The organism is Pseudomonas sp. LG1E9 (assembly GCF_003290225.1).
In the GTDB taxonomy this organism is placed as follows: Bacteria; Pseudomonadota; Gammaproteobacteria; order Pseudomonadales; family Pseudomonadaceae; genus Aquipseudomonas; species Aquipseudomonas cyclaminis.
In genome coordinates, this window is the sequence record NZ_CP029983.1 from 3,631,629 (window position 1) to 3,646,775 (window position 15,147).

The following is a 15,147-nucleotide window of genomic DNA, read 5'->3' on the forward strand; positions in this document are numbered from 1 at the left end:
GAGTGGTTATGCGCGCACGTCAATTGGGCATCACGTTGGGGCTGGGTACACCGGGTGAGTTGAATGCCATCACCGATGTACCGGGCGTGCGGGTGGGCCACAGCACCCTCAACACCCGTATCGATGGCAAGCAAGTGCGCACCGGCGTGACGCTGATCCAGCCACGCGCCGGGGAAGCACGCCAGCAACCATGCTTTGCCGGCTACCACGTGCTCAATGGCAACGGCGACGCCACAGGGCTGGAATGGATCAGCGAAGCGGGGCTGTTGACCACGCCGCTGGCCATCACCAACACCCACAGCATCGGCATTGTGCGCGACACCCTGATTGCCCTGGAGCGCGAGCGCCTGGCAGACCCGGCCGTGTATTGGTGCATGCCGGTGGTGATGGAGACCTACGACGGGCTGCTCAACGATATCTGGGGCCAACATGTGAAGCCCGAGCATGTGCGCGAGGCCCTCAGCAATGCCGAAACCGGTCCGGTGCAGGAGGGCGCGGTGGGCGGTGGCACCGGGATGATCTGCCACGAGTTCAAGGGCGGCATCGGCACGGCGTCGCGGCGCTTGCCGGCGGAGCAGGGCGGCTGGACCGTCGGCGTGTTGGTGCAGGCCAATCATGGCAAGCGCCAGGAGCTGCGCGTCGACGGCTACCCGGTGGGGCGCCGGTTGATCGACATTCCATCGCCCTTCGCCGAGCGCGGCACGCCAGGCATGGGTTCCATCGTAGTGATCCTCGCCACGGATGCGCCGTTGCTGCCCCACCAATGTCAGCGCCTGGCGCAACGTGCGTCCATCGGCATCGCCCGCACCGGCGGCGGCACCGAAGACTCCAGTGGCGACCTGTTCCTGGCCTTCGCCACCGGCAACCAGGACCTGCCGGCGGCGGATTACGGGCGCAAGGGCCTGCCGTTCAGCAGTGCGTTGCAAATGGTCAATAACGACCACATCTCGCCGCTGTTCAGTGCGGCGGCCGAGGCCGTAGAAGAGGCAATCATCAATGCCATCCTCGCGGGTGAGACCATGAGCACCGATGACGGCGTGCAAGTGCCGGGTTTGACCGGCGAGTGGCTGTTACAGGCATTGCATGACACCGGCTGGAGTATGTCCCGGTAATGGGGGACAACTCCTGTTATTAGTTTAAATACTGGCCGTTTAATGTTGCCAATGACACCATGGCAATATATTGGATCCATTTAATAAGCGCGCCGCTCAACTTGAGCGGCGTTAGCGCTATTTAATATTTAAATAGGGGTTGGTTGTTTTTTGTCGGACAAAATCAAGTTGGCCCAATAAACGCGGCACAAAACTTCAATTAGTTACCAGGCTGCGACTTTTTCACGCTGGAAATAGATGTAGACGAAAGATTTCAAGTTGTGTCAGTTTTCTTACGCCTTCAAAAGAGGCGAGTGATAGGACGATCTCGCCCGCGGGGTTCCTATCGATCAAAGACTGATGCACTTGCAAACAAGGAAGTACGTTTATGTCCAAAGTAAAAGACAAGGCTATCGTGTCGGCGGCGCAAGCCAGCACCGCTTACTCGCAAATCGATAGTTTCAGCCATCTGTATGACCGTGGCGGCAACCTCACGATCAATGGCAAACCGTCCTACACCGTCGACCAGGCCGCCACCCAGCTGCTGCGCGACGGCGCCGCTTACCGGGACTTTGACGGCAATGGCAAGATCGACCTGACCTACACCTTCCTGACCTCGGCGTCGTCGAGCACCATGAACAAACATGGCATCTCGGGCTTCAGCCAGTTCAACACCCAGCAGAAAGCACAGGCCGCACTGGCCATGCAATCCTGGGCGGATGTGGCCAACGTCACGTTCACCGAGAAAGCCACCGGCGGTGACGGCCACATGACCTTTGGCAACTACAGCGGTGGCCAGGATGGCGCGGCTGCGTTCGCCTACCTGCCCGGCACCGGTGCAGGCTACGACGGCACCTCGTGGTACCTGACCAACAACAGCTACACGCCAAACAAGACCCCGGACCTGAACAACTACGGCCGGCAGACCCTGACCCACGAAATCGGGCATACCCTCGGCCTGGCTCACCCTGGCGACTACAACGCCGGCGAAGGCGCGCCGACCTACAACGACGCGACCTATGGACAGGACACGCGCGGCTACAGCCTCATGAGTTACTGGAGCGAGAGCAACACCAACCAGAACTTCAGCAAAGGCGGCGTCGAGGCCTACGCTTCCGGCCCGCTGATCGACGACATTGCCGCGATCCAGAAGCTCTACGGCGCCAACTACAACACCCGCGCCGGCGACACCACCTACGGCTTCAACTCCAACACCGGGCGTGATTTCCTCAGCGCCACCTCCAACGCCGACAAGCTGGTGTTCTCGGTGTGGGACGGCGGTGGCAACGACACCCTGGACTTCTCCGGTTTCACCCAGAACCAGAAGATCAACCTCAATGAAGCCTCGTTCTCCGACGTGGGTGGCCTGGTGGGCAACGTGTCCATCGCCAAGGGCGTGACCATCGAAAACGCCTTCGGCGGTGCAGGCAACGACCTGATCATCGGCAACAACGCCGCCAACGTCATCAAGGGTGGGGCCGGCAACGACCTGATCTACGGCGCTGGCGGTGCGGACCAACTGTGGGGCGGCGCCGGCAACGACACCTTTGTGTTCGGCGCCAGTTCCGACTCCAAGCCAGGGGCGGCAGACAAGATCTTTGACTTCACTTCGGGTTCGGACAAGATCGACCTCAGCGGCATTACCAAAGGCGCGGGCCTGACCTTCGTCAATGCGTTCACCGGGCATGCCGGCGACGCGGTATTGACCTACGCATCCGGCACCAACCTGGGTACGCTGGCCGTCGACTTCTCCGGGCACGGCGTGGCGGATTTCCTCGTCACCACCGTAGGCCAGGCAGCCATCAGCGACATCGTGGCGTGATACAAAGGCGCGGCGTTTCGGCGTCGCGCCTCCAGGATGGAGCGTGAAGATGCAGCGTTTTTTCAACTTGATCGCCTGCGTGTTGCAGGTGATGTTCGTGTCGGCAGGAGCCCACGCAATGGCGAGCAGTCTTGTTTTACCCTCCAGCGCCCAATTGGCCGGGCATTGGCAATTGCACCAGCAGGATCAGGTCTGCGCCCTCGACCTGCTCGAACAGGCCAATGGCTTGAGCGGTGATGTAGCCTGTGCCGCGCAATGGCTGGGGGACACGCCGTTGACTTGGTCGCCCACACCGGACGGCATCTGGCTGTTCAACGCCGAAGGCAGCGGCATCACCCATTTGAATCGCCAGAAAGACGGCGACTATCAAGCGCGCACTAAATCCGGCGCCGTGGTTGAATTAAAACGTATGCCTTAGTTATCGCTATAAGTTTATAACTCGATTTTATTAGTTGGCCGGCCTTTATTCGGGGCTCGGGCAACTTATGCGCGCAATTTGGCTCAAGGAAGATCAGAACATATGGCCAAGCCCTCTGCGGTTGCGCCCTTATTCAAGGCGCTGGGTGAATACAAGAGCATCTTGATCAGTATTGGCTGCTTCACGGCATTGATTAACCTGTTGATGCTGGTGCCGTCGATTTACATGCTGCAAGTGTACGACCGCGTGCTGTCCTCCCAGAACGAAACCACCCTGGTGATGTTGACGCTGATGGTCGTGGGCTTCTTCGCCTTTATTGGCACGCTGGAAGTGATCCGCAGTTTTATCGTGATCCGTATCGGCAGCCAGTTGGAACGGCGTTTCAACTTGCGTGTGTACAAAGCCGCGTTCGAGCGCAACCTGCAACGCGGCCAGGGGCATGCCGGGCAATCCCTGGGCGACCTGACCCATATCCGCCAGTTCATCACTGGGCCAGCGCTGTTCGCGTTTTTTGACGCGCCGTGGTTTCCGATCTACCTGTTTGTGATTTTCCTGTTCAACGTCTGGCTTGGGGTGCTGGCCAGCGCCGGCGCGGTGTTGCTGATTGGCCTGGCGTGCCTGAATGAATACCTGACCAAGAAACCCTTGGGCGAGGCCAGCGGTTTCTCCCAGCAATCGACCCAACTGGCCACCAGCCATTTGCATAACGCCGAAACCATCCAGGCCATGGGCATGCTCGGCGCGCTGCGCAAGCGCTGGTTTGCCGTGCACGCGCAGTTCCTCAACTTGCAGAACAAGGCCAGTGACACCGGTTCAGTCATCACCGCCCTGAGTAAATCCCTGCGCCTGTGTTTGCAGTCCCTGGTGCTGGGCCTGGGCGCACTCCTGGTGATCCGCGGCGATATGACGGCAGGGATGATGATTGCCGGTTCGATCCTGATGGGCCGTGTGCTCAGCCCCATCGACCAGTTGATTGCCGTGTGGAAGCAATGGAGTTCGGCCAAGCTGGCCTATCAGCGCCTGGATGAGTTGCTGCGCGAGTATCCACCGGAGGTCGAGCAGATGGCCTTGCCGGCGCCCAAGGGCCAGGTCAGTTTCGAGCAGGTCAGCGCGGGCCCGCCGGGCAAGCGCGTGGCGATGCTGCATCACGTCAGTTTCAACCTGGGCGCGGGCGAGGTGCTCGGTGTGTTGGGGGCTTCGGGCTCGGGCAAGTCGACCCTGGCCCGTGTGCTGGTGGGTGTCTGGCCAACCCTGGCCGGCACGGTGCGGCTGGATGGCGCAGACATCCATCGCTGGGACCGCGACGACCTGGGCCCGCATATCGGTTACTTGCCCCAGGACATTGAGCTGTTCAGCGGCAGCATCGCCGACAACATCGCCCGCTTTCGCGAGGCTGACCCCGAGCGTGTGGTCAAGGCGGCGCAACAAGCCGGTGTGCACGAGCTGATCCTGCGCCTGCCTCAGGGCTACGACACGGTACTCGGCGACAACGGCGGCGGCCTGTCCGGCGGGCAGAAACAGCGCGTGGCCCTGGCCCGTGCGCTGTATGGCGAGCCACGCTTGATTGTGCTGGATGAACCCAACTCCAACCTCGACACCGTGGGCGAAGCCGCCTTGGCCAGCGCCATCGTGCAGATGAAGGCCCAAGGCAGCAGTGTGGTGCTGGTGACCCATCGGTCGTCGGCACTGGCCCAGGCCGACAAGTTGCTGGTGCTCAACGACGGCCGTTTGCAGGCATACGGACCGAGCCAAGAGGTGCTGCGTGCCTTGTCCGGCCAGCAGGAAGCGCCGAAAGACAAACCTGGCGTCAGTTTCAGTCGTCAGTACCAAGCGGGAAGGAATCCAGGCGCATGAGCAGTATCACTTTCGAACAACCTGTCAAAGAGCGCGACGCCGGTTTTTTTGCCCGTCTGGGCTGGCTGCTGACGGTGGTAGGCGCCGGTGGTTTCTTCCTGTGGGCCAGCCTCGCGCCCCTGGATCAGGGCATTCCGGTGCAGGGCACGGTGGTGGTGTCCGGCAAGCGCAAGGCCGTGCAAACCCTCAGCCCCGGTGTGGTCAGCCGTATCCTGGTGCGTGAAGGCGAGCGGGTGAAACAAGGCCAGCCGCTGTTCCGGCTTGACCAGACCCAGAACCAGGCCGACGTGCATTCGCTGCAAGCCCAATACCGCATGGCCTGGGCCAGCGTGGCGCGCTGGCAGAGCGAGCGCGATAACCACGCCAGCGTCACCTTTCCTGCCGAGCTGAGCAGCCATCCCGATCCCGCCTTGGCGTTGGTGCTGGAAGGCCAGCGTCAGTTGTTCAGCAGCCGTCGCGAGGCCTTCGCCCGTGAACAGGCCGGCATTCGCGCGAATATCGACGGCGCCACCGCGCAACTCGGCGGCATGCGCCGTGCCCGCAGCGACCTGACCGCCCAGGCGCAATCCCTGCGTGATCAACTGAGCAACCTGCAACCCTTGGCCGACAACGGCTACATCCCGCGCAACCGGCTGATGGAGTACCAGCGCCAATTGTCCCAAGTGCAACAGGACCTGGCGCAGAACACCGGCGAAAGCGGTCGGGTGGAGCAGGGCATCGTCGAGTCACGCCTCAAATTGCAGCAGCACAGCGAGGAATATCAGAAGGAAGTGCGCAGCCAGTTGGCCGACGCGCAACTGCGCAGCCTGACCCTGGAACAACAACTGACCTCCGCCGGGTTCGACCTGCAACACAGCGAAATCAACGCACCGGCCGACGGCATCGCGGTCAACCTTGGCGTGCACACCGAAGGCGCCGTGGTGCGTGCCGGTGAAACCCTGCTGGAGATCGTGCCCCAAGGCACGCGCCTGGAAGTGGAAGGGCACCTGCCGGTGCATCTGGTCGACAAGGTCGGCACGCACTTGCCGGTGGATATTCTGTTCACCGCCTTCAACCAGAGCCGCACACCCCGCGTACCGGGTGAGGTCAGCCTGATCTCGGCCGACCAGATGCTCGATGAGAAAACCGGCGCACCCTATTACGTGTTGCGCACGACGGTGAGCGAGGCCGCGCTGGGAAAACTCCACGGCCTGGTGATCAAGCCCGGCATGCCTGCCGAGATGTTCGTGCGCACCGGTGAACGTTCGTTGCTCAACTACCTGTTCAAGCCGTTGCTGGATCGCGCCGGCTCCGCATTGACTGAGGAATGAACATGAAACCTGTGTTCTTCGCTGTGCTGTTGAGTTGCACCAGCGCCCACGCCGCCATGGGCCCGTTCGATGTGTACGAGCAAGCCTTGCGCAACGATCCGGTGTTCCTCGGCGCGATCAAGGAGCGTGACGCCGGCCTGGAAAACCGCACCATCGGCCGCGCCGGGCTGCTGCCCAAGCTGTCCTACAACTACAACAAGGGGCGCAACAATTCCCAGGCCACGTTGCCTGACGGGCGCGGCGGCAATTATCACGACGACCGCAACTACAACAGCTACGGCTCCACCTTCAGCCTGCAACAGCCGCTGTTCGACTACGAGGCCTATGCCAATTACCGCAAAGGCGTGGCCCAGGCGTTGTTTGCCGACGAAAGTTTTCGCGACAAGAGCCAGGCGTTGCTGGTGCGCGTGTTGACCTATTACACCCAGGCGCTGTTCGCCCAGGACCAGATCGACATCGCCCGCGCCAAGAAGAAGGCCTTCGAGCAGCAGTTCCAGCAGAACCGGCACCTGTTCCAGCAAGGCGAGGGCACCCGTACCGATATTCTTGAAGCCGAGTCGCGCTACGAGCTGGCCACCGCCGAAGAGATCGAAGCGCTGGACGAACAGGATGCATCATTGCGGGAGCTGGGCGCCTTGATCGGCGTGCAGAGCGTCAACATCCACGACCTGGCGCCGCTGAACCAGGGGTTCGCCGCATTCACCTTGAGCCCGGCCAACTACGACACGTGGCACTCATTGGCGATCAGCAATAACCCCACGCTCGCCTCCCAGCGCCAGGCTCTGGAAGTGGCGCGTTATGAAGTGGAGCGCAACCGCGCCGGGCATCTGCCCAAGGTCACGGCGTACGCCAGCTCACGCCAGCAGGAATCCGACAGCGGCAACACCTACAACCAGCGCTATGACACCAACACCATCGGCGTGGAAGTCAGCGTGCCGTTGTATGCCGGTGGCGCTGTCTCGGCATCCACGCGCCAGGCCAGCCGCGCCATGGAGCAGGCCGAGTACGAGCTGGAAGGCAAGACGCGCGAAACCTTGATCGAATTGCGTCGCCAGTTCAGTGCGTGCCTGTCCGGCGTGAGCAAGTTGCGTGCTTATCAGAAAGCGCTGTCCTCTGCCGAAGCGCTGGTGGTGTCGACCCAGCAGAGCATCCTCGGTGGTGAGCGGGTCAACCTGGATGCGTTGAATGCCGAGCAGCAGCTCTACAGCACCCGCCGCGACCTGGCCCAGGCGCGTTACGACTACCTGATGGCCTGGACCAAGTTGCATTACTACGCCGGTAACCTGCGCGACACCGACCTGGCAAAGGTGGACGAGGCGTTCGGCCCGGCAGCGCATTAATGGGTTTTCTCGCTAATTCCAACAACAAGAGAGGCAATACCATGGGTGTCTTTGACTACAAAAACCTCGGCACCGAGGGCTCCAAAGCACTGTTCGCCGATGCCATGGCGATCACGCTGTATTCCTACCACAACCTGGATAACGGCTTTGCCGTGGGCTATCAGCACAACGGGCTGGGGTTCGGTTTGCCGGCCACCCTGGTCGGCGCATTGCTCGGCAGCAGCGATTCCCAGGGCGTGATTCCCGGCATTCCCTGGAACCCGGATTCAGAAAAAGCCGCCCTGGACGCGGTGCAACAGGCCGGCTGGACGCCGATCAGTGCGAGCACCTTGGGCTACACCGGCAAAGTCGACGCCAGGGGCACGTTCTTCGGCGAAAAAGCCGGCTACACCACGGCCCAGGTCGAAGTGCTGGGCAAGTACGACGACGCCGGCAAGCTGCTGGAAATCGGCATCGGTTTTCGCGGTACATCCGGCCCACGGGAAAGCCTGATCAGCGACTCCATCGGCGACCTGGTCAGTGACGTGCTCGCCGCCCTGGGCCCCAAGGACTATGCCAAAAACTACGCGGGCGAAGCGTTCGGCGGCTTACTCAAGAACGTCGCCGACTATGCCAGTGCCCACGGGCTCAGCGGCCACAATGTGGTGGTCAGCGGGCACAGCCTCGGCGGTTTGGCGGTCAACAGCATGGCCGATTTGAGCACCGGCAAATGGGCGGGCTTCTACCAGGACGCCAACTACGTCGCCTACGCCTCGCCAACCCAGAGCAGCGGGGACAAGGTGCTTAATATCGGCTATGAAAACGACCCGGTTTTCCGTGCGTTGGACGGTTCATCCTTCAACTGGTCGTCGTTGGGCGTACATGACAAGCCCCATGAATCGACCACCGACAATATCGTCAGCTTCAACGACCATTACGCCTCGACGCTGTGGAATGTACTGCCGTTCTCCATCACCAACCTGCCGACCTGGATCGCCCATTTGCCCACCGGGTATGGCGACGGCATGACGCGTATCCTCGATTCCGGGTTCTATGAACAGATGACCCGCGACTCGACGGTTATCGTCGCCAACCTGTCCGACCCCGCACGGGCCACCACCTGGGTGCAGGACCTCAACCGCAACGCCGAAACGCATAATGGCAACACCTTCATCATCGGCAGCAATGGCAACGACCTGATCCAGGGCGGCAAGGGCGCGGACTTTATCGAAGGCGGCAAGGGCAATGACACGATCCGCGACAGCCGCGGGCACAACACGTTTTTATTCAGCGGGCAGTTTGGCCAGGACCGAGTGATTGGCTATCAGCCGACGGACAAGTTGGTGTTCACGGACGTGCAGAGCGCTGGTGATTATCGGGATCACGCCAAGGTGGTGGGCGGGGATACGGTCATCAGTTTTGGCGGGGATTCGGTGACGCTGGTGGGCGTGGTCGGCTTATCGGGGGAGGGGATCACTATCGCTTGAGTGGGAATGGGGTAAAACCTGTGGGAGGGGGCTTGCCCCCGATAGCGGTGGGTCAGTCAATAAAGATATCGGCTGAAGACCCACCCCTCCCACAGTTGCTCAGTGTCGGCGGCTGGCAATCATTTTTCCTTGCGCACCGTCGCCACATCATCGGCTTTGACACGGACGCGCTTGCCGGCGATGTCGGTGAACTCGTAAAAACCGTCGGCGGTCTTGGCGTTTGGCGTGTCCTGGGTCAAGTACTGTGTGCCATTTTGCAGCGTCACTACGGTTTGCGTCGCGCAACCGGCCAATACCAGAAAAGTGAGTGCAACCAGTGGCAGACCCAAATTCTTCATGTTCATAACCCTTACCGTTAACCCTGAAAAGTCCCGCGCCAGAGGCTGCGGGCCATAAATGTTACGCGATCGACTCCCCCATCTGATCACTTTTATACAAAAAGTTGCGTGAGCCATTTATCTATTACCGATTGCAACAGAGCAGCAGGGGCGGCACTCTGTATGCATAACCAGTATTTGACTCGCTCGCGCCATGGCCAATCCCCTCGACGATCCGCTCTATTACCTGCATAACTTCCGCCAGGTCCTGCATTGGCTGGGGCAGCGCTATGCCGACTTGCTGGAGCCTGACGAAGAGCATTTCATTCAGCAATTCGACAGCTTGGCGCAACCGTCCCAGGCGTTGTTGGTGCGCATGGTGATGCGCAAGGGTGTGCATTTTCGTGCTGGCAAACTCAGCTACCAGGAGGTCGGCTGTACCCACGCCGCTGCGATGCCATTGCGGGCATTGGGCTGGGTGGACGATCAATGCCTGCTGGCCTTTGAAGAAGTGTTCGCCTTGCTGCAAAAAGGCGAAATCCTCAGCACGTTCAGGCCCTGGATCGACCACCCCAAGGGCAACAAGGCCGACTGGCTTGAGGGCCTGACGGCGCAGTTCAGCGAAACCCGCAGCTTTGCCCAATGGTGCCCGGCGCTGGCCGAACCGCTGTACAGCCTCACCGTGATGGACCTGTGTGACCGCCTGCGCCTGATGTTCTTCGGCAATCTGCACCAGGATTGGTCGGAGTTTGTGCTGGCGGACTTGGGCATCTACACCTACGAAAAAGTGGCGTTCTGCGCTGAATCCCGTGGCTTGCGCAGCCGGGATGATGTGCACGGCGTGCTGTTCCTGCACCAATGCCAGCACGCCTTTGAAACCGGCGCAGCGCTGCACGACGTACTGGCGCAGGTGGCCACGCTGACCACCGACAACCCCTGGCTGGAAAAGCGCCGGGCCAAGCTGTTGTTCCAGGTGGGGCAGTATTGCGAGCGCAGCGCGGAGTTGGCGTTGGCCGAGCAGATCTACCGCACCTGCGCCTATCCCGGCGCACGTGCGCGACTGATCCGCGTGCTGGAGCGTCAGGAGGACTATGCCCAGGCCATGGCCCTGGCGAGTGCCGCGCAACAGGCACCGGAAAGTGCGGCCGAGCAGCAACACCTGCTGCGCGTCATGCCTCGCCTGCGCCGCAAACTCGGTGAGCCCAGGCTGCCCAAGCTGAAACCACAGGACGTTTCGCGCCTGGACCTGGAACTGGTACTGCCGGAACCAGTGATGTCGGTGGAGTACTGCGTCCAGGCACATTTGAGCGAGCCCGATGCACCGGTGCATTACGTGGAAAACGGCTTGATCAATTCGCTGTTCGGCTTGCTGTGCTGGGACGCGATCTTCGCACCGCTGCCGGGCGCGTTTTTCCACCCGTTCCAGCGCGGGCCGGCGGACCTGCACAGCGAAGATTTCCACCAACGCCGTGCGCCGCTGTTCGCCGCCTGTTTCGAGCAATTGCAGGATGAGCAGTACAAACACCTTATTCGCCAGCGCTACGCCGATAAGTGGGGCATTCAGTCGCCCTTCGTGTTCTGGAACCTGCTCAGTGAAGACCTGTTGGAGCAGGCCCTCGAATGCTTGCCCGCTGCCCACCTGCGCTACTGGTTCGAGCGCCTGCTGCTGGATATCCGCGCCAACCGCGCCGGCATGCCGGACCTGATCCAGTTCTGGCCAGCGCAAAAAACCTACCGCATGATCGAAGTCAAAGGCCCTGGCGACCGCCTGCAAGACAATCAACTGCGCTGGCTGGAGTTTTGTGGCGAGCACCAGATGCCAGTCACCGTCTGCTATGTGCGCTGGGCGGAGCAACCGGCTTGAGTTACAGCGTGGCCGTGCGTGCACTGTGTGAGTTCACGGCCAAGGTCGGCGATCTTGACCTGCGCTTTACCCCGTCGCCCAGCGCCCAGGAAGGGATTGTCGGCCACCGCACGGTTGCCTCGCGCCGCAGTGCGCATTACCAGAACGAAGTGGCACTGGAGGGCGAGTACCAACAACTCACAGTAAGGGGCAGGGCAGACGGCTACGACCCCGATGCCAACCGCCTGGAAGAAGTCAAAACCTATCGTGGCGACCTTGATGCCCAGCCGGCCAACCATCGGTTACTGCATTGGGCCCAGGTCAAGGTGTACGGCTGGCTGATGTGCCAGAAGTTGGGATTGGGCGAAATCGACCTGGCGCTGGTCTACTTCGATATCGTCGGCGAGGGCGAGACCCTGCTCAATCAACGCTTCCAGGCGGCCGATCTGCAGGCGTTCTTCAACCAGCAATGCGCGCTCTTCCTCGGCTGGGCCCAACAGGAAATGCAGCACCGCGAAGCGCGCAACGCAGCCGCGCAGGCCTTGAGTTTCCCCCATGCCGACTTTCGCTCCGGCCAACGCACATTGGCCGAGTCGGTGTACAAGGCCGTCAGCACCGGCCGTTGCCTGATGGCCCAGGCGCCCACCGGCATCGGCAAGACCATTGGCACAATCTTCCCGCTGCTCAAGGCCCTGGCGCCGCAGCAACTGGACAAGGTGTTTTTCCTCACCGCCAAGACCCCCGGTCGCAAGCTCGCCCTCGATGCGTCACAGGTGCTGTTCACCAGCAGCCCCGGCCTGGAGCTGCGCGTGCTGGAACTGGTGGCGCGGGACAAAGCCTGCGAACACCTGGACAAAGCCTGCCACGGCGATTCATGCCCCTTGGCCAAGGGTTTCTACGACCGTCTGCCCGCTGCGCGCAGTGCTGCGTCCAAGGTAAGCCTGCTCAACCAGCACAATCTGCGCGAGGTTGCCCTGGCCCATGACGTCTGCCCCTATTACCTCAGCCAGGAAATGGCGCGCTGGGCCGACCTGGTGGTCGCCGACTACAACTACTATTTCGACTTTGGCGCCATGCTGTTCGGGCTCGCCCAACTCAACCAATGGCGCGCCGCCGTGCTGGTGGATGAAGCCCACAACCTGGTAGAGCGTGGTCGCTCGATGTACAGCGCCAGCCTCGATCAATACAGCCTCAAGACCCTGCGCGACTGCACCCCCGAGCCGCTGAAGAAACCCTTGCAGCGCCTGAACCGCGAATGGAATGCCCTGCACAAGGACCAGCTCGCGCCGTACCAGGCCTACGCCGTCCGCCCGGAAAAACTGCTCCAGGCCTTGAGCCTGTGCGCCAGCGCCCTGGGTGATTACTTCAACGACCACCCCGAAGCCCTCAACGGTGAGTTGCAAGCCTTCTACTTCGAAGCCCTGCAATTTGCCAAGGTCGCCGAGCTGTTCAACGAGCACTTCATCTTCGACATCAGCAAACGCCAACTCAACGGCAAGCGCAGCAGTTCAACCCTGTGCCTGCGCAATGTGGTGCCCGCCGAATTCATCCGCCCCCGGCTGACGGCTGCCCGCAGCAGCGTGCTGTTTTCTGCAACCTTGAGCCCACGCCACTATTACGCCGACCTGCTTGGGCTGCCGACGGATACCGCGTGGATCGATGTGGAGTCGCCGTTCAAGGCTGAGCAACTGCGTGTGCGCATTGTCGATGAAATCTCCACCCGTTTTGTGCATCGCCAAGCCTCCTTGGCGCCCATCGTCGAGCTTATTGCCCGCCAGTTCGCGCACCAGCCGGGCAACTACCTGGCGTTTTTCTCAAGCTTTGACTACCTGCAACAAGTGGCGCAGTTGCTCGCCGAGCGATACCCACGGATCGCGCTGTGGCAGCAGTCCCGGGGCATGGCGGAGGCCGAACGCCAAGCCTTTCTCGATCAGTTCACCGAACACAGCCAGGGCATCGGCTTTGCGGTGCTTGGTGGTGCCTTCGGCGAAGGTATCGACTTGCCCGGCGCACGGTTGATTGGCGCGTTTATCGCGACGCTCGGCCTGCCGCAACTGAACCCGGTCAACGAACAGATGAAGCTGCGTATGGGAGCGATCTTCGGTGCCGGTTACGACTACACCTATCTGTATCCCGGCGTGCAGAAAGTGGTGCAGGCCGCGGGCAGGGTGATCCGCAGTCAGCAGGATGAGGGTGTGGTGATGCTGATCGATGACCGCTTCGGCGAGGCACGGGTCCGTCAGTTGTTGCCGCGCTGGTGGACGGTCGACTGATATTCCCGCCATCAATGATGAGGGCCTGGAGAGCGTCCATCGCCCAGCCTCACCTGACTAGAACAAGGGCCAAACTTCCAGTGAATGCGGAATCTATGTCAAACGCGCTGTTGTGGTGAGCGGGCTTGCCCCGCGCTGGGCTGCGAAGCGGCCCCAAAACCGGCCAATGGGTTATGACTGAAAAAACGCGGTGCCTGGATTGGGGCGGCTTCGCCACCCAGCGCGGGGCAAGCCCGCTCACCACAAAAAGCCCGCTCACCACAGGGTTCGGTGTCAACCTTTAAGAGTTGTGTAGATTCCTATGCCTCATGAGCCAATCCACCGAGCAACGCGTCGCCGGCCCCGAGCAGGGCCCGCCCCGCAGTTGGAACAGCATGTTCTTGCCAACTGCGGGCACTGGATCCAGAACGAGCAGGCTGCGCAGGTCAACCGGCTGCTGCTGGATTTTTTACGCCAGCGCTAGACCACTTCCAGATAAGAACTATGGATCGCCCGCGCCAATTCCCGCACGGTGTCGATAAAGTCCGTGAGACGGCTGTGCAGGCCGTCTTCAAGAATTTCATCAATTCCGGTATAGCGCAGCCGTGCCTCGAACTCCGCCGCCAGGCGCTGCGCCGCACGGCCATAGCTGCCGGGCAGGTCCGCCAGGATATGGCTCAACTCCTCGATGCACGCATGCAACGAACGCGGTACATCACTGCGTAACAACAGCAATTCGGACACCGAGCGCGCATTCAGCGCATTGGGGTACAGCTCGGTATACGCCTCGAAGGACGAAAGCGCACGGAGCAGGGCGCTCCACTGGTAATACCCGCGCGCCGAGAGGTCGCTGACTTCTTCCGACTCTTCGCCAAACATCTCGTAGCGTGCATCCAGCAACCGCAAGGTGTTGTCCGCACGCTCAACGAAGGTGCCCAGGCGGATAAACCGGTAAGCGTCGTTACGCATGATGGTGCCGGACGTCGCCCCACGAAACAGGTGCGAGCGCTGCTTGACCCAGTCACAGAAGTGGCTGATGCCGTGTCGCGCCAGGCCGCCGGCGGCGATGCTGCGCATTTCCAGCCAGGTGGCGTTGAGGTTTTCCCACATATCGGCGGTGATGCGCCCGCGCACGGCGTGAGCATTGCCACGGGCGGCGCGCAGGCAGTTGTAGATGCTGGCGGGGTTTTCTTCGTCGAGGGCGAAGAAGTGCAGCATGCGCTCGGCGTCCAGGGTTTCATGGCGTTCGAGGTAGCTGTCCAGGGTGCCGCTGCTGAGCAACGACATGGCCAGTTCGTCGAGGCCATCGGTGTGCCCGGCTTGCGGCATCAATGACAGCGAGTAACTGACTTCGAGCATGCGCGCCAGGTTCTCGGCGCGCTCCAGGTAGCGGGACATCCAGTACAGATCTGCGGCGGTTCTACTCAACATGAT

General features: G+C 61.4%; 11 protein-coding genes and 1 pseudogene. 10 read left to right on the plus strand and 2 right to left on the minus strand.

What is annotated here, in order from left to right:
* Window positions 1-8: 8 nt before the first annotated feature.
* The 7 genes from DNK50_RS16625 to DNK50_RS16655 all read left to right on the plus strand — a co-directional run bounded on the left by DNK50_RS16625 (window position 9) and on the right by DNK50_RS16655 (window position 9,301).
* The gene (locus DNK50_RS16625; RefSeq protein WP_112195215.1) at window positions 9-1,112 is read left to right on the plus strand and encodes a P1 family peptidase; all 1,104 of its coding nucleotides are present in this window, start codon (window positions 9-11) and stop codon (window positions 1,110-1,112) included.
* Between the two features lie 367 nt (window positions 1,113-1,479).
* Window positions 1,480-2,913 carry a serralysin family metalloprotease gene (locus DNK50_RS16630; protein WP_112195217.1) on the plus strand — a complete coding sequence of 478 codons (1,434 nt, stop codon included), beginning with the start codon at window positions 1,480-1,482 and terminating at the stop codon, window positions 2,911-2,913.
* Window positions 2,914-2,962: 49 nt separating this feature from the next.
* Entirely contained in the window at window positions 2,963-3,331 is a 369-nt protein-coding gene (locus DNK50_RS16635) for an AprI/Inh family metalloprotease inhibitor (protein WP_099582891.1), read from the plus strand.
* 102 nt (window positions 3,332-3,433) lie between these two features.
* A complete protein-coding gene (locus tag DNK50_RS16640; protein ID WP_112195219.1) occupies window positions 3,434-5,185 on the plus strand; it encodes a type I secretion system permease/ATPase in 1,752 nt (583 codons plus the stop codon).
* Window positions 5,182-6,495 (plus strand): HlyD family type I secretion periplasmic adaptor subunit, encoded by a 1,314-nt coding sequence (locus tag DNK50_RS16645; protein WP_112195221.1) that lies wholly within the window; start codon window positions 5,182-5,184, stop codon window positions 6,493-6,495. Before DNK50_RS16640 ends, DNK50_RS16645 begins: the two co-directional genes overlap by 4 nt.
* Before the next feature lie 2 nt (window positions 6,496-6,497).
* Window positions 6,498-7,835: a TolC family outer membrane protein gene (locus DNK50_RS16650; RefSeq protein WP_112195223.1), complete on the plus strand. Its 1,338-nt coding sequence runs from the start codon at window positions 6,498-6,500 to the stop codon at window positions 7,833-7,835.
* 41 nt (window positions 7,836-7,876) lie between these two features.
* Window positions 7,877-9,301, plus strand: coding sequence for a lipase (locus DNK50_RS16655; RefSeq protein WP_112195224.1), 1,425 nt, complete (start codon window positions 7,877-7,879; stop codon window positions 9,299-9,301).
* Window positions 9,302-9,420: 119 nt separating this feature from the next.
* On the opposite strand, the gene DNK50_RS16660 is transcribed toward DNK50_RS16655, so the two are convergent.
* Window positions 9,421-9,645, minus strand: coding sequence for a YgdI/YgdR family lipoprotein (locus DNK50_RS16660; protein WP_112195225.1), 225 nt, complete (start codon window positions 9,643-9,645; stop codon window positions 9,421-9,423).
* Between the two features lie 187 nt (window positions 9,646-9,832).
* Here DNK50_RS16660 and DNK50_RS16665 point away from each other — a divergent pair, with 187 nt between their 5' ends.
* From DNK50_RS16665 to DNK50_RS29195, 3 genes and pseudogenes are all read left to right on the plus strand, one after another.
* A complete protein-coding gene (locus DNK50_RS16665; RefSeq protein ID WP_112195226.1) occupies window positions 9,833-11,482 on the plus strand; it encodes a VRR-NUC domain-containing protein in 1,650 nt (549 codons plus the stop codon).
* Entirely contained in the window at window positions 11,479-13,734 is a 2,256-nt protein-coding gene (locus tag DNK50_RS16670; protein WP_112195227.1) for an ATP-dependent DNA helicase, read from the plus strand. The genes DNK50_RS16665 and DNK50_RS16670 overlap by 4 nt, the downstream gene beginning before the upstream one ends.
* A gap of 355 nt (window positions 13,735-14,089) precedes the next feature.
* Window positions 14,090-14,197 (plus strand): annotated as a pseudogene (locus DNK50_RS29195) (alpha/beta hydrolase); the annotation flags it as partial.
* On the opposite strand, the gene DNK50_RS16680 reads toward DNK50_RS29195, so the two are convergent.
* Window positions 14,194-15,144 (minus strand): alpha-E domain-containing protein, encoded by a 951-nt coding sequence (locus DNK50_RS16680; protein ID WP_112195228.1) that lies wholly within the window; start codon window positions 15,142-15,144, stop codon window positions 14,194-14,196. The pseudogene DNK50_RS29195 and the gene DNK50_RS16680 overlap by 4 nt on opposite strands.
* Window positions 15,145-15,147: the final 3 nt, after the last annotated feature.